The sequence below is a fragment of the Aquibium oceanicum genome (assembly GCF_001889605.1).
Lineage (GTDB): Bacteria > Pseudomonadota > Alphaproteobacteria > Rhizobiales > Rhizobiaceae > Aquibium > Aquibium oceanicum.
The window spans coordinates 4,858,728-4,875,992 of sequence record NZ_CP018171.1; the positions used below are offsets into that span (position 1 = coordinate 4,858,728).

General features: G+C 65.2%; 15 protein-coding genes. 7 read left to right on the forward strand and 8 right to left on the reverse strand.

Annotated elements, in window-relative coordinates; all coding sequences use genetic code 11:
- Positions 1 to 297 precede the first annotated feature (297 nt).
- The 3 genes from BSQ44_RS23755 (at position 298) to BSQ44_RS23765 (ending at position 2,203) form a co-directional block, all read left to right on the forward strand.
- Entirely contained in the window at positions 298 to 1,179 is an 882-nt protein-coding gene (locus BSQ44_RS23755; protein WP_335623246.1) for a sensor histidine kinase, read from the forward strand.
- A 365-nt stretch (positions 1,180 to 1,544) separates the two neighbouring features.
- Positions 1,545 to 1,895: a hypothetical protein gene (locus tag BSQ44_RS23760; RefSeq protein ID WP_072607509.1), complete on the forward strand. Its 351-nt coding sequence runs from the start codon at positions 1,545 to 1,547 to the stop codon at positions 1,893 to 1,895.
- Between the two features lie 56 nt (positions 1,896 to 1,951).
- Complete coding sequence (locus BSQ44_RS23765; RefSeq protein ID WP_072607510.1) at positions 1,952 to 2,203, forward strand: glycine zipper domain-containing protein; 252 nt, start codon at positions 1,952 to 1,954, stop codon at positions 2,201 to 2,203.
- Positions 2,204 to 2,281: 78 nt separating this feature from the next.
- Here the strand turns inward: BSQ44_RS23765 and BSQ44_RS23770 are convergent, their stop codons facing one another.
- From BSQ44_RS23770 to xylF, 3 genes are all read right to left on the reverse strand, one after another.
- On the reverse strand, positions 2,282 to 3,076 hold the full coding sequence (locus BSQ44_RS23770; RefSeq protein WP_072607511.1) for an ATP-binding cassette domain-containing protein: 795 nt from the start codon (positions 3,074 to 3,076) through the stop codon (positions 2,282 to 2,284).
- Between the two features lie 16 nt (positions 3,077 to 3,092).
- On the reverse strand, positions 3,093 to 4,406 hold the full coding sequence (locus BSQ44_RS23775) for a sugar ABC transporter permease (protein ID WP_072607512.1): 1,314 nt from the start codon (positions 4,404 to 4,406) through the stop codon (positions 3,093 to 3,095).
- Positions 4,407 to 4,520: 114 nt separating this feature from the next.
- Positions 4,521 to 5,555: a D-xylose ABC transporter substrate-binding protein gene (gene xylF / locus BSQ44_RS23780; RefSeq protein WP_072607513.1), complete on the reverse strand. Its 1,035-nt coding sequence runs from the start codon at positions 5,553 to 5,555 to the stop codon at positions 4,521 to 4,523.
- A gap of 210 nt (positions 5,556 to 5,765) precedes the next feature.
- On the opposite strand from xylF, the gene BSQ44_RS23785 reads away from it, so the two are divergent.
- Genes BSQ44_RS23785 through BSQ44_RS23800 form a run of 4 tightly spaced genes read left to right on the forward strand, consistent with a single transcriptional unit; the run spans position 5,766 to position 12,165 of the window.
- Positions 5,766 to 7,013, forward strand: a complete 1,248-nt coding sequence (locus tag BSQ44_RS23785) for an ROK family transcriptional regulator (protein ID WP_072607514.1) — start codon at positions 5,766 to 5,768, stop codon at positions 7,011 to 7,013.
- Positions 7,010 to 8,443 (forward strand): cytochrome c family protein, encoded by a 1,434-nt coding sequence (locus tag BSQ44_RS23790; RefSeq protein WP_072607515.1) that lies wholly within the window; start codon positions 7,010 to 7,012, stop codon positions 8,441 to 8,443. Before BSQ44_RS23785 ends, BSQ44_RS23790 begins: the two co-directional genes overlap by 4 nt.
- Complete coding sequence (locus tag BSQ44_RS23795; RefSeq protein WP_072607516.1) at positions 8,440 to 10,131, forward strand: CRTAC1 family protein; 1,692 nt, start codon at positions 8,440 to 8,442, stop codon at positions 10,129 to 10,131. The genes BSQ44_RS23790 and BSQ44_RS23795 overlap by 4 nt, the downstream gene beginning before the upstream one ends.
- Positions 10,132 to 10,140: 9 nt before the next feature.
- Positions 10,141 to 12,165 (forward strand): CHAT domain-containing protein, encoded by a 2,025-nt coding sequence (locus BSQ44_RS23800; protein ID WP_072607517.1) that lies wholly within the window; start codon positions 10,141 to 10,143, stop codon positions 12,163 to 12,165.
- Positions 12,166 to 12,171: 6 nt separating this feature from the next.
- Here BSQ44_RS23800 and phoB read toward each other — a convergent pair whose 3' ends face one another.
- From phoB to pstC, 5 genes are read right to left on the reverse strand one after another with little or no spacing between them, the layout of a single operon-like run.
- A complete protein-coding gene (gene phoB, locus BSQ44_RS23805; protein ID WP_072607518.1) occupies positions 12,172 to 12,861 on the reverse strand; it encodes a phosphate regulon transcriptional regulator PhoB in 690 nt (229 codons plus the stop codon).
- Positions 12,862 to 12,873: 12 nt separating this feature from the next.
- Positions 12,874 to 13,581, reverse strand: coding sequence for a phosphate signaling complex protein PhoU (phoU, locus tag BSQ44_RS23810; RefSeq protein WP_072607519.1), 708 nt, complete (start codon positions 13,579 to 13,581; stop codon positions 12,874 to 12,876).
- Between the two features lie 28 nt (positions 13,582 to 13,609).
- On the reverse strand, positions 13,610 to 14,425 hold the full coding sequence (gene pstB / locus BSQ44_RS23815) for a phosphate ABC transporter ATP-binding protein PstB (RefSeq protein WP_072608260.1): 816 nt from the start codon (positions 14,423 to 14,425) through the stop codon (positions 13,610 to 13,612).
- Between the two features lie 14 nt (positions 14,426 to 14,439).
- Entirely contained in the window at positions 14,440 to 15,750 is a 1,311-nt protein-coding gene (pstA, locus tag BSQ44_RS23820) for a phosphate ABC transporter permease PstA (protein WP_072607520.1), read from the reverse strand.
- A complete protein-coding gene (gene pstC, locus BSQ44_RS23825; RefSeq protein ID WP_072607521.1) occupies positions 15,747 to 17,210 on the reverse strand; it encodes a phosphate ABC transporter permease subunit PstC in 1,464 nt (487 codons plus the stop codon). Before pstC ends, pstA begins: the two co-directional genes overlap by 4 nt.
- Positions 17,211 to 17,265: the final 55 nt, after the last annotated feature.

Genomic DNA, 17,265 nt, shown 5'->3' on the forward strand with positions numbered 1-17,265 from the left:
CGCGGTGGCATCCGCGCAGCGCGTTCGCCTTGACGGCCTCATGGACCGTGGCTCTGCAGGTACTTGGGAGAGCCGTTCTTGTGGAACTGAATACGAGCATCGCCCGTTGGCCTGCCACGACATCAGCGAAACAGGGCGAACATGGGTCCCAGAGCGGAAGACGGCGCGAGCTTCGGAATCGATGCCGCGCCGGCGCATTCCGGTGGCGGCCGGACCGAAGGGTTCGAGCGCAACCTGCTACGCGCACTGGAAAACACGAACATTTCCGTCCTGTATCAGGATTGCGATTTTCGCTACCTGTGGTCGAAGAACGTTCCCAGTCTGTGGTCGACCGCTCCCCTCGCCGGAACCACCGACAGTGACCTGTTTCCCGAATCGGAAGCCAAACGGCTTACCGAAGCGAAACATCTCGTCATGGAAACGGGAGATCAGGCTCGCCTCGAAATCAAGTTACGTGAGGATGACGTTTTCCGCTGGTTCGACCTGTGGATCGATCTGGACCGGGGCGCGGACGGCGCGGTAGCCGGTGTCGTCACGACCTCCGTCGAAATTACCGAGCAGAAAAGGCGTGAGCAAACGCTGCGCGCACTCTTGCGCGAGGTGAGCCACAGATCCAAGAATCTGCTTGCCATAATCCAGTCGATCGCCACGCAGACCGGACGCTATTCGGGGACCGTCGGCGATTTCCTGGAGCGGTTTCGGGGCCGCCTGCAATCCCTTGCCGCCTCGCAGGATCTGGTGACCTCCTCCAACTGGCGCGGCGCCGACCTGCATGAACTGATTGCCGGCCAGGTGGTGCGGTTCTGTGCCGATCCCCTGCGCAACGTCAGACTGGAAGGCACGAACCCGTATCTGAACCCGAACGCCGCCTTGCATGTGGGGTTGGCCCTTCACGAGCTCGCGGTCAACTCGGTGAGCTACGGAGCCCTTTCGCAGAGCGACGGCGTCGTGGTGATATCGGCAACGACCGCCACCCATGACGACCGCTCGGTGCTCGAACTCGCCTGGAAGGAGAAGTCTGGCGGCAGGCCGGACCTTTCCGGTCGGCGCCGCTTCGGCAGCGTCGCCCTGGAAAAAATCGTCCCGGCTTCGCTCAACGGCACGGCGACCATGACGAGCGATGAAGACGGTCTCACCTACCGGCTCGCGATTCCCGCCGAGAACTTCGAGCTGGATTGACGCCGCGCCTCTCCGCGCACCCCATGCTCCGGACAAAAAGAAAGCCGGCGCGAGCCGGCTTGAATAAGGCGGAGAAGACATGGGCGGGGGGCGGGTCTGTCTTCTTCCGCAACGTGCCGGCTTCTGGGGGGTGCCGCCACGCTTTACCGGGCATGAACGACGCAAAGCTGCTTCGGTTCCATCCCGCCGACGATTTTTTTCGGAACACCTGATTTTTGACATTGATACAGAACCGCCGCCGGCACAGCGCGGGTGCGTTACATCGCCCGACTAGACACTACCGTGAGACGGACCGGTGCCGCTTTCGCCGCTATGCGGGAACCAGCGGCGCTTCGATCCGTTAATGGCTCCGAAGGAGTTTGGTCATGGAACACATTGCTGCATTGCTGATGGTGATAGGCTGTTCCGGCGATCTCAAGGTCTGCGAAGAGATTCCGACCGAGGTTTCCGTTTTCGAGACGCGACAGGATTGCGCCGCAGAGCTCGTCTCGGCCCAGCGCCTTTACGGGCGCCATCACGACACCGCGTTCTTCAAGTGCGTCAGCGTCGATCCGGCAGTGGACGACGCGTCCGCTGACCTCGTATGGGACATCAATCCGGACGGCGTCCTGCATGCAGCGGTCGAGACGCTGGAGGAGCCGGGCGCGATGGTGGCCTATGCCGAAACCACGCCGCGCCACAATCGCGCCATGCCGAACACATTTGCGGCCAACTGATTTGGCAGTGTGAGACCGGACGGGACTTCGAAGCAGTAACCAGGAGAGAGAAGACAATGCGGAATACAATTTTTGCGGCGCTGGCAGCAATCTCGCTGACAGGAACCGCCTGCACGACGGCGGAGCAGGCGGGAACCGTTGGCGCTGTCGGCGGCGCGCTCATCGGCGGCGCGGCGGGCGGTACGGAAGGCGCCCTGATCGGCGCTGTGGCCGGCGGTGTCGGCGGTTATCTCATCGGCCGCACCGCGGATGGCCGTTGCCAGTATCGTACGCGGACGGGCGCGATCGTCTACGATCGCTGCTACTAAGCGACGGCGTACGCGGAATCAGGAAGCGGACCCAGCCATGGCCGGGTCCGCTTTTTTGTATCGAGAGTCCGGTCTTGATCAGGCAGCCTGTTCCGCGGTCATCGCCCCGGGGCCGGGCACCGCACCGGGCGGGCATTTGCCCAGGATGATCATTCCGAGCACCTCATCCTTTGTCACGTCGTCCGTGTTCGCCGTTCCGACCACCTGACCGTTCTTCATCACGCAGACGCGGTCAGCGAGGTCGAAAACGTCATGGATGTCGTGACTAATCAGGAAAATTCCGATGCCGTCGGCCTTCAGCTGCTTGACCAGTTCGCCGACCTGGGCGGTCTCCTGTGGCCCGAGCGCCGCCGTCGGCTCGTCCATGATCAGGATGCGGGCATTGAACAGGATGGCACGGGCGATCGCCACCGATTGCCGCTGCCCGCCAGAGAGCGACTTGACCGGATCCTTGAAACGCTGGAAGCGCGGATTGAGGCGGCCCATGACCTTGCGCGCTTCCGATTCCATGGCGGCGTCGTCTAGCGTTCCCCACTTCGTCTTCAGTTCGCGGCCGAGGAACAGGTTGGCTGCCGCGTCGACATTGTCGGCGAGCGCCAGCGTCTGGTAGATCGTCTCGATGCCGTAGTTCTTGGCGTCGCGCGGATTGTTGATCTGAACGACGTCGCCGTTGACGCGGATCTCGCCGTGGTCGCGCTTGTAGGCGCCCGACAGGACCTTGATCAGTGTCGACTTGCCGGCGCCGTTGTGGCCGAGCAGGGCCACCACCTCCCCCGCGTGCAGATCGATCGAGGCGTCGTCCACGGCGCGGATGCCGCCGAAGGCGATGGAGATGTTCTTCAGTTCGACGAGTGGCGTACCGGTCCGTTCCATCCTGCTTCTCCCGTCCCTACTGGACCGTGCGGCGGTAGATCGTGTCGAGCCACACGGCGACGACCAGCACCAGGCCGACCACGATGTTCTGCAGCGGCGTGTCGACGCCGAGCAGGATCATGCCGGTCGCCAGCGATTGCATGAGCACGGCCCCCAGCATGGCACCGGCAACGGTTCCCGAACCGCCGGCAAGCGAGGTGCCGCCGATCACCGCCGCGGCGATGACGAGCAGCTCGTCGAGCGTCCCCTGGGCATTGGTGGCGGCGTTGAGCCGGGCGGTCGAGATCGCCGCGCCGATTGCCGCGAGCGCGCCCATCAGCATGAAGATCTTCATGGTGACCCAGCGGGTATTGATGCCCGCCAGTTCCGCGGCTTCCGGATTGCCGCCGATGGCGAAGACATAGCGGCCGAAGCTTGTGCGGGTGGACAGGAACGTCATGACGATGCCGACGCCGATGGCGATCAGTACGGGAATGGCGATGCCGTGCGCGATGAACAGCCCGCCCTCCGGCATGGTGAGGCCGTTTTCCTGCACGTAGCGCCGCACGATCCCGATCGGCCAGGGATAGGAATTGGCGACGGCCACCGCGCCGAGGATGACCGCGCAGGCGACGATCCCGAGGAAGTACTCCGCCCAGACGGGGCGCAGAGGGAAGTCGAAGCGCTTGCGCTGATTGCGGCCGACATAAAGCAGCAGCAGCACCGCGACGCATGCGACGATGCCGACGATCCAGCTCGCCGTCGCGCCGATCGAGCCGGCGGGGCCGCCGCCCATGAGTCTGAAGGTTTCGTCCATCGGCGCGACCGTGCGCCCGCTGGTTACCCACCACGCCGCGCCGCGCCAGACCAGCAGCCCCCCGAGCGTGACGATGAAGGCAGGAACGCCAAGATAGGCGATGACGTAGCCTTGCAGGCCGCCGATGATCACGCCGACCGCGATGCCGGCGGCCAGCGCCAGCACCCAAATGACCGGATTTCCGAAGTCGAGATATTGCGGCAGGATCTCTGCCTGCGTCACGCCCATGATCATCCCGACGAAGCCGAGGATTGAACCCACGGACAGGTCGATGTTGCGCGTGACGATGACCAGGACCATGCCCGTGGCCATCACCGCGATGGAGGAGGACTGAACCGAGAGGTTCCACAGGTTGCGCGGCGTCAGGAAGATGCCGCCGGAGAAGATGTGGAAACCGAGCCAGATGATGAGCAACGCGCCCACCATGCCGAGCATGCGCGTATCGAGTTCGGTGGCCTTGAGGAAGCTCCCGACGGGGCCGAGTTCATTGGCGCGGGCGCGATCGGCAGGCGCCGTCGAGGTCGCTTCGGACATCGTTTCCTCCCCCGCTGGGGCTGTCTCCGGCGGTCCGGATTGTTCTTGAAGGTAGTTAAGCCTGCGCCGCGGCTTTCGTCAAACCGCGGCGCAGATTCCGTTCGAACGCAATGATCAGTCGCAGACGGCGACCTTGCCGGCGTCGACGCCCTGGCAAAGCGCTTCCTTGGAGATCCAGCCGGCGTCGACGACGACGTCGAGATTGTCCTTGGTGATCGGAACCGGGGTGAGGAACACCGCGTCGACTTCCTTGCCGCCGGGGGTCGTGAACTTCACGGCGTTCGCAATGGCGCTCATTTCGGTTCCGTCGGCCAGCGCCGAAGCGATCTCGGCCGCGTTCTTGCCGAGTTCGCGCGCGTCCTTCCACACCGAAACGGTCTGGGTGCCGAGCGCGACGCGGTTCAGCGCGGCGTGGTCGCCGTCCTGACCCGAAACCGGAATGCCCGCCATGCCCTGGGCAGAAAGAGCTGCCACGACACCGCCGGCCGTGCCGTCGTTCGAAGCGACGACCGCGTCGACCTCGTTGTTGTTGGCTGTCAGGATCTGCTCCATGTTCTTCTGGGCGTTGGCCGGAAGCCAGCCGTCCGTATAGGCCTCGCCGACGTTCTTGACCTTGCCCGAATCGATGGCTTCCTTCAGCACTTCCATCTGGCCGGAGAACAGGAAGTCCGCGTTCGGATCGGCCGAGGAACCCTTGATGAAGGCGTAGTTGCCTTCCGGCTGGACCTTGAACACTTCGCGGGCCTGCATGCGGCCCACTTCCTTGTTGTCGAAGGTGAGATAGAAGGCGTTCTCGTTTTCGATCAGGCGGTCGTATCCGACCACCGGAATGCCTTCGTTGACCGCCTTCTCGACGGCCGGGCCGATGGCCGAGGCGTCCTGGGCGAGAATGATGAGCGCATCCGCGCCCTGGGCGATCAGCGCTTCCACGTCAGTCAGCTGCTTGGCTGCCGAGGACTGCGCGTCGGCGGAGATGTACTTGTCGCCGGCTGCCTCGATGGCGGACTTCATCGCCGCTTCATCGGTCTTCCAACGCTCTTCCTGGAAGTTCGACCACGAAACGCCGATGGTCTTGTCCTTGGCGAGCGCCCCGCCGGCGAAAGAAATGCTGAATACGGCGCAGCTAAGCGCCAGCATCGTCTTGTTCATGCTATCCTCCCGGTGCATCGTTGCACATGACATGCCGACGGTCCCGCAAGGGGTTTTCGCCAGCCCAGCCTCTTTAATTCGAGGCTCGAAAAAAATAGTGACTCACCCACCGCGCTGTGTCAAGATGAATCTCGATCGAGCTAACGTATTGCAGCGCAACAATAAATCGCCGCACTGCAAACGTTGGCTGACAGGGAGGGATACGCCGCGATGACGGCGGTGACGCGCTCGGACGATGTGCGCCGGCAGAACCGGCGGGTGGTGATTGGGACGCTGCGCAATGGCGGCCGCCTCTCCCGTACCGACATCTGCGCGCAGACCGGCCTGAGCGCCTCCACGGTCTCGGCCATCACGGCCGACCTCATCGAAGAGGACATCCTGCGCGAGATCCGCGACGGCGAGGCTGCCACGTTGCGCAGGGGCCGGCCGCAGGTCGCGCTCGGCCTCAATCCCGACGCGGCGACGGTCGTGGCGGTGGTGCTGTCGATGAACTCGCTTTCCGCGGCCCTCATCGATTATGCCGGCGAGATTGTCGATGCCAGGCAGATGCGGCTGGAGACGTTGCGCCTTTCGAAGGGCGAACTCGTCGATGCGGCGAGCACGGTGATCGGCGAACTGGTCGCGCGATCGAACAAGAGCGGCCGGCGGGTGCGCCGTATCGCTTTCGGGGTCCAGGGAATCACCGATTCCGGCGCGCGCAAACTGCTGTGGTCGCCGATCACGCCGCATACCGACATCGCCTTCGCCGACCTGCTCGAAGACGCGTTCGGCATTCCGGTCACCGTGGAGAACGACTGCAACATGATCGCGCTCGCCCTGCGAACGAGGCGGCCGGAGCGCTATTCGGAGAACTTCATCGCGATCCTTCTCTCCCACGGCATCGGTATGGGGCTGATGCTGAACGGGCAGCTCTTCACGGGCACCACCTCCTCCGGCGCCGAGTTCGGCCACATGAACCACGTTCCCGACGGCGCGCTGTGCCGCTGCGGGCGCCGGGGATGCGTGGAAGCCTACGCCGGCAACTATGCGATCTGGCGCAACGCAAGGGGCCTCAACGAGGAAGACGCCTACGCAACCGACATAGGCGACGAGGAGATGCTGGCCCTGGCAGGTGCCGCGCGAGACCACCCGGGCGCCGAGCGAGAGGCGTTCCGGCGCGCCGGAGAAGCGATCGGCTTCGGGCTCGGCAGCCTTTTCGCCCTGATCGATCCCGCGCCCGTCGCCATCGTCGGACAGGGTGCGCTGGCCTTCGATCTCGTGGAAGGCCCGATGATCGAGGCGCTGTCCAAGACCGCCGGCGGTCAGCATCATGCGCTCCCCACATTCGAGACCGAACCGGACGAGATGCCGCTGATCCGCGAGGGCTGCGCCCTGCGCGCGCTGGCCTTCATCGACCGCGAAATCTTCGCCGCCGGCGCGGCGGGCCTATCAAGCCGGACAGGAAAGGAGATCGCATGAAACCGCTGATCACAACCGCATCGTTCGCGGCGCTCGCGACCGCCATTCTGCTGCCTGGGACGGCGCCGGCCAATCCCTGGTCGGAGCGGGTCGTCACCGAACACGTCGATCAGACCGGTCTGGCCGGGACGCTGGACCGCGACGCCCTGATAGCGCTGCGCGAGAAGGGCGAGCATCTCTTTACGGGCCGCTTCACGACGCTGGACGGGGTCGGCCGGCCGCTGGCCACCCAGGCGATCATTCCCACCAAGCGCAAGCATGCGCCGGAGACCTCGTTCGCCCGGACTTCCGGCATGGACGCGAACGCCTGCTCGTCATGCCACAACCAGCCCGTCGTGGGCGGCGCAGGCGATTTCGTCACCAATGTCTTCGTGTCCGAGGGTTTCGAGAGCGCCGATTTCGATTCCACCGACCCGCAGTTTTCCAACGAGCGGGGCTCGAACCACCTGTTCGGCGCCGGCCTGATCGAGCTTCTGGCGCGCGAGATCACCGCCGATCTTCGCGAGATACGCAGGAAGTCGCTCGCCGATGCGCGCGCGGGCGGCGCCGACGTGCGTCGGAAGCTCGTCTCCAAGGGCATCGGATACGGCTGGATCACAGCGGCGCCCGACGGGGTGCTCGACATGTCGGAGATTGAAGGCGTCGATGCCGACCTGACGGTCAGGCCCTTCAGCCAGAAAGGCGTCATGACCTCGCTGCGGCAGTTCACCGTCAACGCGCTCAACCACCACCACGGCATGCAGTCCGACGAGCGCTTCGGGTTGCGCTGGACAGGCGAACGGGACCACGACGGCGACGATCACGACGACGAAATCCGGGAAGGCGACGTCTCCGCGATGGTCGCCTGGCAGGCGACCTTGCCGCCGCCCGGCCGGATGGTGCCCGACAGTGCCGAATGGCGCGCCGCCGCCGAGCGCGGCGAGATGGTCTTCGGCTCGATCGGCTGCGAGGGCTGCCACAAGCCGTCCCTGCCCCTTTCGTCCCTATCCTTCGCCGATCCCGGGCCGTTCGACATGGCGGGAACTCTGCGGACCGGGGACGTGCGGGCGCCGGCCGTCTACGATCTCGCCCTGCTCGAATGGGCCAGGCACCTGCCCCGCAACGACAAAGGTGAAGTTCTGGTGCCTTTGTTCGGCGACCTGAAGCGGCACGCCATCGCGGATCAGTACGTCGCGACGCTCGGCAACGAACTGCTCGCCCAGCGTTTCGTGGAACGCAACGTCTTCATGACCGCGGAACTGTGGGGCGTCGGATCGACCGATCCCTACGGCCACCGCAACGACATCGCTTCGCTCGACGGCGTCATCCGCGCCCATGGCGGCCAGGCGCGCGACACCCGCGACCGCTACATCGCGCTTCCCGATGAGGATCGCCACGCCATCATCGCTTTCCTGAAGACGCTGGTGATCGAGCCGGAGGAGGTGAAATGATCAGGCATCGAAAACTCCTTCTGGCGCTGGCGGCAGTCGCCGCGATGTCGTCGGTTTCCGCAGCACACTCGGAAGACGCTTTCCCCGCCCCGATCAGCACCGACATTCCGCTGATGCATGAGGAAGCGGCGGCGGCAGGCATCGTGCATGCCTATCGCGGACCGTGGGAGTACTTCGTCGGCGGCGGCGGGGCCTCGCTGGACTGCAACGACGACCGCATGCCCGACATCTTCCTGGCCGGCGGCCGCGACGCGGCACGCTTCTACGTCAACCGGAGCACCGCCGGAGGACCGCTGCGTTTCGAGGAGAAGCCGATCGCCATCGATCCAGAAGACCTTGAAAAGGTGCTCGGCGCCTATGCGCTCGACATCGACGGCGACGGCATGCGCGACCTCGTTCTGATGCGGGTCGGCGAGAACGTGATTCTCAAGGGCGGGCCGGAGTGCACCTACTCGAAAGCCAACCGGGAATTCACCTTCGACGGCGGCAAGGCCTGGACGACCTCGTTCGCCGCGACCTGGGAAGCCGGCCAGAAATTTCCCACCCTCGCCTTCGGCAACTATGTCGACCGCCATGCGCCGGGCTCGCCCTGGGGCACGTGCCACGACAACGACCTGTTCCGGCCGGAGGCCGGCGACAGGCCCGACTATTCCGACCGCCAGGCATTGCGGCCCGGTCATTGCGCGCTTTCGATGCTCTTCACCGACTGGAACCGCTCCGGCACGCCGTCGCTGCGGATCACCAACGACCGCCAGTATTATCGCGGTGGCGAGGAACAGCTCTGGCGGGTCGAGCCGGACCGGCCGGCGAAGCTCTACGGCAAATCGGACGGCTGGCAGCATCTGACGATCTGGGGCATGGGCATCGCCGAGGGCGATCTCGACGGCGACGGTTTTCCGGAATACGCGCTCACTTCGATGGGCGACACCAAGCTGCAGAAACTGTCGGAGGACGCAGACGAGGACGAGCCGCTCTACACCGACATCGCCTTTGCCAGGCATGCCACCGCCCACCGTCCCTATGTCGGCGACGACCTGAAGCCCTCGACCGGCTGGCATTCGGAGTTCGCCGACTTCAACAATGACGGCCTGCTCGACCTCTACATCGCCAAGGGCAACGTGGAGCGCATGCCCGACTTCGCCGGTTTCGACCCTGACAACCTGCTGCTCGGCCAATGGGACCAGACATTTGCCGAGGCCGGCCACCAGGCGGGGATCGACCTGCCGACCAAGGGGCGCGGCGCCCTTGTCGAGGACTTCAACGCCGACGGCATGCTCGACCTGCTGGTCGTGAACCGCGAACAGAACGTCTCGCTGTTCCGCAACTCAGGTGCAGTGACCGAATACGGCTCACGGCCGATGGGCAATTTCGTCGCGATCGAACTCGAGCAGCCGGCGCCGAACGGAAACGCCGTCGGCGCGCTGATCTCCGTCAAGGCCGGCAATTCCACCTTCAACCGTACGGTCCAGGCCGGTGGCGGCCATGCGTCGGGCCATACCGGCTTCGTCCATGTCGGGGTCGGCACCGCCGAGCGCGCTGAAATCCGCGTCAAGTGGCCGGACGGCGAATGGAGCGCGCCCTACCGGGTGTTCGCCAACAATTTCGTCCTCATCGGCAGGGAAGCGAAGGCCGCGCGCTACTGGTATCCGCCGGAAGACGATTCCTGGCAGGCCTCGTCGGCGCAGTAGCGATCCGCCGTGCGTTCCGCGGCCAAACTGCTTCTCGCCACCCTGACGGCGGGCTGGCTGTGCGCGGGTGCGGCCCCCGCCCTTTCGGGCCCGACGGCCGATCATGCGTGCCCGTCCTTTGAAGACGCGGTCAAAGCAAGTGGCGAGCAGCTCGTCACGCTCGCGGCGACACGCGGCCTGACATACGAGCTGCAACCCTTTCCCAACGATCTGCGCGGCGCGATCCTCTCTTATGTCGGCTTCCGCGTCTCGCCCTCGGATGACCGGAGCAACGGCCTCATCTTCTATCTCCGCAGCGGCAGGATCGTCTGCGGCTATCTCTGGCGCGATCGCACCGGGGGAGCCGATGGAGCGCATCGTGGCACGGGGAAACCGCATGCGGACGTCCGGGAGCCGGATGCAATCTTCCGATTGCCGGTGCGCGACGTGGGCGAACTGGTCGACCTGATCGAACGGGTGCGCAATGCACTGACGGCGGGCGGCAACAGCGCAGAGCGCAGCCCCAGGCTTCGCGATGAAAACTCGTTCGGTACCACGCGCGGCGCACGGGCTTTGGCAGACGCATCCGAACCTTCCGGAGAGCAGCGAGCGGCAATGCTGGCGGACCTGTCACAAAAGCTCTTCGGAGAAACCGAAAGCATCATCGAGGAATTCGCCAACCTGACGGTCGTGCCGGCGCTCAACATCGGCACGGTGCCCTTTGGCGTCCTCGACCCGAATGGCGACGGGATTCCGCTGGTCCACTCGACTGCAGTCAACGTCGAGGCGTCGATGAACGACGTGGCGGCGGGACGGCTGTTTGCGATCGCGCCCGAAGTGCGGCCCCAGACGATCGCCGGCGATCCGGACGCCACGGGCGATCCGGAATGGATCTTCCCGCGGCTGCCTGGTGCCGCGGCCGAGGCGCGCACGATCGCCGCCCGCTTCGAGGCGACGCCGATCATCGGCTCCGACGCGACGATCGAGACGGTGACCCGCCACCTAGCCGAGGACACCTACATCCACCTCGCCGCCCATGGCCTCAGCAGCATCACGGATCCGGTGGACGGCAGCTTCATCGCGCTCAGCGATGGCAGGCTCACGGCCCGCGCGATCCAGGAGATGCGGCTTTCGAACAACCCGCTCGTGGTGCTGAGCGCCTGCCAGACCGGGCTGGGCAACCCGCTCGACGCCGGGATCGTCGGGCTTGCGCGCGCCTTCATGCTTGCCGGCGCGAGCAGCGTCATCGTCAGCCTCTGGAACGTCGACGACGAGGCGACCTCGTGGATCATGACGCGCTTCGTCGATTTCCTGACCAACCACCCGCCGGGCACGGCGCTACGCCTGGCGCAGGACGCGGCGCGCGAGCGCTGGCCCGAACCCTCGAAGTGGGGCGCTTTCGTGCTGTTCGGGTCACGCACGGTGGTGCTGGCTCCCGCGGACGACGACCGCCCCATGTCGGTAGCGCTGAACGTGCTTCCTCTGGTGAAGCGCGTGGGCAGCGAGGACATGGACCCTATCGGACCAGGCGCGGCGGTTCGGGTCGGCGCCGGAGACGAGCTTCATCTCGACATCGCCAACCTCGGCGGCAAGCCAGTCGATCTCGACGTCCTCTATGCGGACGCGGAGGGGACGGTCTCGCATCTCCTGTCGGAGCGCGTGCCGGCGGGCGACGAAGAGCGCCTTGGCCTCGTCCGCTTCACCGACACGACGGTGGGAATGGAACGGGCGATCATCGTGGTACGTGAAGCCGCGCCCGCATCGCCGCTGCGTCCGCTGTCGGATTTTGAAAGCGTGCCGGGCACGATGCTGGCGCACCTGCTGCTCAGTCCCGCGTCGCTGCGGACATTGCTGCCCGGCGGCATCCGCAAGGTCTCGCAGTTCGGCGGACGGGAGTTCCTCGGGTCGTTCGTGGGAGCGAGCGAGCGCTTCGAACTGGCGCTGTCGGAGGCCCGGCACATGGGTGCAAGGGGGTCGCCCTCGCGCGAACAGCCATCCGCCGCCTCTCGGCGGCGGGCGGGCGTGATGGTCGTGCCGTTCGAGGTGTCGCGGTAGCGCCGGTCAGGCCTCGCGGATCGCGTAGCCCGCGCCGCGGATCGTGCGGATGACGTCGGGCATGCGGCCGTTGTTGACCGCCTTGCGCAGGCGACCGACATGGACGTCGACGGTGCGTTCGTCGATGTAGATCGTCTCGCCCCAGACATTGTCCAGAAGCTGCCCGCGCGAGAAGACGCGACCGGGATGCTGCATCAGGAATTCGAGCAGGCGGAACTCGGTCGGTCCGAGCTTGATCTCGCTCTTCTTGCGATAGACGCGATGGGACTCGCGGTCGAGCACGATGTCGCCGACCTTGAGCACACTCGACAGGACCTCCGGCTTGGCACGGCGCAGCAGAGCGCGGACGCGGGCGATGAATTCGGGGGTGGAGAAAGGCTTTACTAGGTAATCGTCGGCGCCGGTGGAGAGGCCGCGCACGCGATCGCTCTCCTCGCCGCGCGCCGTGAGCATGATGATCGGCAGGCGTTCCGTCTCAGGGCGCATTCTCAGCCGCCTGCACAGTTCGATGCCCGAAATCGCGGGCACCATCCAGTCGAGCACCAGAAGATCCGGCACGCTCTCCTGCAGCCGTATCTCGGCCTCGTCGCCGCGGGTGACGATCTCGACCTGATAACCTTCTGCTTCGAGGTTGTATTTGAGGAGGACGCAGAGCGGCTCCTCATCCTCGACCACCATGACCTTTGCTGCAATCATGCCGCGTCGTCCTCAGGCGTTCGCCCCGGCCATCACCGTCTCGTCGGTCTTGGGCCGCGCCATGGGCAGTTGCTTGCCGGTCATGACGTAGTAGGCGTTTTCCGCGATGTTCGTGACGTGATCGCCGATGCGCTCCAGGTTCTTGGCGCAGAACAGGAGATGGGTGCACGACGTGATGTTGCGCGGGTCTTCCATCATGTAGGTCAGGAGCTCGCGGAAGATCGCCGTGTACTTGATGTCGATCTTCTCGTCCTCGACGCGCAGCGGTACCAGCGCCTCGGCCTCGCGCGCGACGTACAGGTCGACCACCTTCTTGACCTGGCGGTGGACGAGCTCGGCCATGCTCTCGATCGAATAGGACAGGCTGGTCGGCGTCGAGGTCAGCCCCACAGCACCGACACGCTTGGCGATGTTCTTGGCGAGATCGCCGATGCGCTCCAGATCGCCGGCCATGCGGATGGCGCTGACGACGGCGCGCAGATCCTGCGCCATCGGCTGGCGGCGGGCGATCAGCGTGATTGCCTTGTCGTCGAGCTCGCGCTGCTTGGCGTCCATGATGGCATCGTCGGAGATGATGCGCTGGGCGAGCGCCGCGTCGGTGGAAAGCAGCGCGCGGGTGGCGTCGTCCACCATCGAGGCCGCGAGTTCGCCCATGTCGCACAGAAGGCGATCGATACTTTGAAGTTCCTCGTCGAAGGAGGCAACGGTGTGCTCGCCCATGGTCCTGTCCTCGTATCCTGGTGCCGGATCAGCCGAAGCGACCGGTGATGTAGTCCTGGGTGCGCTTGTCGTCGGGGTTGGTGAACATCTTGTCCGTCGGGCCTTCCTCCACGAGGTAGCCGAGATGGAACATCGCGGTGCGCTGCGAGACGCGGGCGGCCTGCTGCATCGAGTGCGTGACGATAACGATCGTGTAGTTCTGGCGAAGCTCGTCGATCAGTTCCTCGACCTTGGCGGTGGCGATCGGATCGAGCGCCGAGCACGGCTCGTCCATGAGGATGACCTCCGGAGAGACCGCGATGGCGCGGGCGATGCACAGGCGCTGCTGCTGGCCGCCGGACAGGCCGGTGCCCGGCTCCTGAAGCCTGTCCTTGACCTCGTTCCAGATCGCCGCCTTCTGCAGGCTGGATTCCACCACGGCGTCGAGCTCGGCCTTGTTCGTGGTCAGGCCGTGGATGCGGGGGCCGTAGGCGATGTTCTCGTAGATCGACTTCGGAAACGGGTTCGGCTTCTGGAACACCATGCCGACACGGGCCCGGAGCTCCACGACGTCGATCTTCGGATCGTAGATGTCCTCGCCGTCGAGCGTGATCTTGCCGCCGATCCTGGCGATGTCGATGGTGTCGTTCATCCGGTTCAGGCAGCGCAGGAAGGTGGACTTGCCGCAGCCCGACGGCCCGATGAGTGCCATCACCTGCTTTTCCGGAACGTTCAGGTCGACGTCGAACAGCGCCTGCTTTTCCCCATAGTGCACCGTGACCTTTTCGCCCCGCATCTTGTAGCTGGTCATGGCATCGGGGGTCATGAGCTTCTTCTCGACTGCGGCTTCGCTCAGCATGTTCATGTCCTTGTACTCCATTACCAGCGGCGTTCGAAGCGCCGGCGAAGTATGATAGCGCCGATGTTCATGACCGCCAGGAACATCAGCAGGATGATGATGGCGCCCGACGTGCGCTCCACGAAGGCGCGCTCGGCTTCGTTGGCCCACATGTAGATCTGCACCGGCAGCGCCGTTGCGGGATCGAGCGGCGAAGTGGGATAATTGGCCACGAAGGCCACCATGCCGATCAGCAGCAGCGGCGCCGTTTCGCCGAGCGCCTGCGCCAGGCCGATGATGGTGCCGGTGAGGATACCGGGCGCGGCGAGCGGCAGGACGTGGTGGAACACCATCTGCGTCTTCGATGCGCCGAGCCCGAGCGCCGCGGCGCGGATCGAGGGCGGTACGGCCCGCAGGGCGGCGCGCGTGGCGATGATGATCGTCGGCAGGGTCATCAGGGTCAGCACCAGCCCGCCGACGAGCGACGCGGAACGGGGGAGTTCCATGAAGTTGATGAAGACCGCCAGCCCGAGCAGGCCGAAGACGATCGACGGCACCGCGGCCAGGTTGTTGATGTTGACCTCGATGAGATCGGTGAAGCGGTTCTTCGGCGCGAACTCTTCCAGGTAGATGGAGGCCGCGACGCCGATCGGCAGCGCCAGGATCAGCACGATCAGCATCATGAAGAGCGAGCCGATGATCGCCACACCCATGCCGGCGGTCTCGGGACGGCTGGACGCGCCGTAGGTGAACAGGCCGGTATTGAACTTCTGTTCGATCACGCCCGCCTGCTGGAGCTGGCGTATCCACTCCAGTTGCTGATCGGAGACCTTGCGACGGGATTCCTCGACCGTCAGGTCCACCTGTCCCTTCACCGCGGAATCCACGTCGGCGGTGGCCAGTACCCAGACGGTCTGCGTCGTTCCGATCACGGACCAGTCGCTGGTAACGAGATTGCGCAGCTGGTTCCTGACGCCGTTGGAGACCAGGCCGCCGGCCTCGCGCATGAGCTTCCGGTTCTCGGGATCGATGCCGAGCACCTTTGCGATCGCGGCATCGGCCAGCCTGGGGTAGTTGGCGGTCAGGAGCACGTTCGGATCCGTGTCGCGCTCGTTGTCGGGATCGATGATGCTTTCCTCGATCTCGATCGGCAGCTGGATCGAGGTCTGCCAGAAGGCGGTGTAGCCTTTCGAGAACACCGACCACATGAGCGCGAACAGGAAGAAGATGCCGATCGCGATGGCGACGATCCCGTAGATGCGGAACCGGCGTTCGGCCGCATACCGCTTCTTGATGCCGATGTCGCGGCGCGGATGGGGAGCCGCCGCGGTTTCGAAGGTGGCGTCGGTCATTCGTACTGCTCCCGGTACTTGCGCACGATGTAGAGCGCGAAGACGTTCATGCCGAGCGTGAGCACGAACAGGGTCATGCCCAGCGCGAAGGCGACGAGCGTCTGTGGCGACGTGAACTCGAGATCGCCGGTCAGCTGGTTGACGATCTTGACCGTGATCGTGGTCATGGCCTCGAACGGATTTGCCGTCAGGTTGGCCGCCACTCCGGCCGCCAGCACCACGATCATGGTCTCGCCGATGGCGCGCGATGCGGTGAGCAGAAGCGCCCCGACGATCCCCGGCAGGGCGGCCGGAAGGATGACGCGCTTGATGGTTTCCGAACGCGTGGCGCCGAGCCCCAGCGATCCGTCCCGCATGGAACCGGGAACGGCGGTGATGATGTCGTCGGACAGCGACGACACGAACGGGATGAGCATGATGCCCATGACGAGGCCCGCGGTCAGCACGCTCTGCGCCTGGATGAAGCTGAAGCCGGCGATCGCCGCCGAGAGATCGCGCAGGAACGGACCGACCGTGACGAGCGCGAAGAAGCCGTAGACGATGGTGGGAATGCCGGCGAGGACCTCGAGCAGCGGCTTGACGATGGAGCGGACGCGCTTGGAGGCGTACTCGGCCATGTAGATCGCCGCCATCAGGCCGATCGGAACCGCGAAGAGCATCGCGACGAACGCGATGTAGAGCGTTCCGGCAAGCAGCGGGATGAGCCCGTACTGCCCTTCCGCACCGCCCGAACCGGCGGCCGCGAAACGCGGATCCCAGACGGTCCCGAAGAAGAAGTTCGTGAGCGACACCGACTGGAAGAAGTGGATCGTCTCGAACAGCATCGAGAACACGATGCCGACCGTCGTCATGATGGCGATCGTCGAGGCGGCGATCAGCAGCCAGAGGATCACCCGTTCGACATTGTTGCGGGCGCGCGAACGCAGATGGATGCGCGAAACCGCGAGCCAGGCGCCACCGAGCGCCATGGCGATCGCCAGGATCGAACCGATCCAGGCCAGCGTCGACTGCATCGCGTTCATCTCGAGCGCCAGCTCGATCATGTAGTCCTGTGTGCCGGAGGCGAGCGCGACACCACGCTCGGCCAGCATCGGCCGGATTTCCTCGAATGTCTGCGGGATCGTGACGCCGGCATCCTGGAGCCGCTCCAGCCCGGCGGCGAGGCTCTTGACCATGCCGAACGCCAGGCCGCGGCTGGCGACAGCGCTTTCCGCGGTCTGGGCCGGCAGGCGCGCCTCGACCGAGCGCTCGATGTAGAATGCGCTGCCGACGAGCCAGATGCCCAGGAACAGGAGCGCGGGAAGCACAGCGAGCGTGAACGCCCACCAGCCGTGGTAATGAACCCGCGAATGGGGTTTTTCGCCCCCTGAAGACTGCTGGGCTACTGCCCGCCGCCTCCCGGCGAAATAGCCTATGACGCCGATGATGACGACGACCAGCAATACGACTGAAGCTGACACCGATTTCCCCTCATCGGTTCGCCGCGTTGGCGGCTGCACGAATTCGTCGCGGACG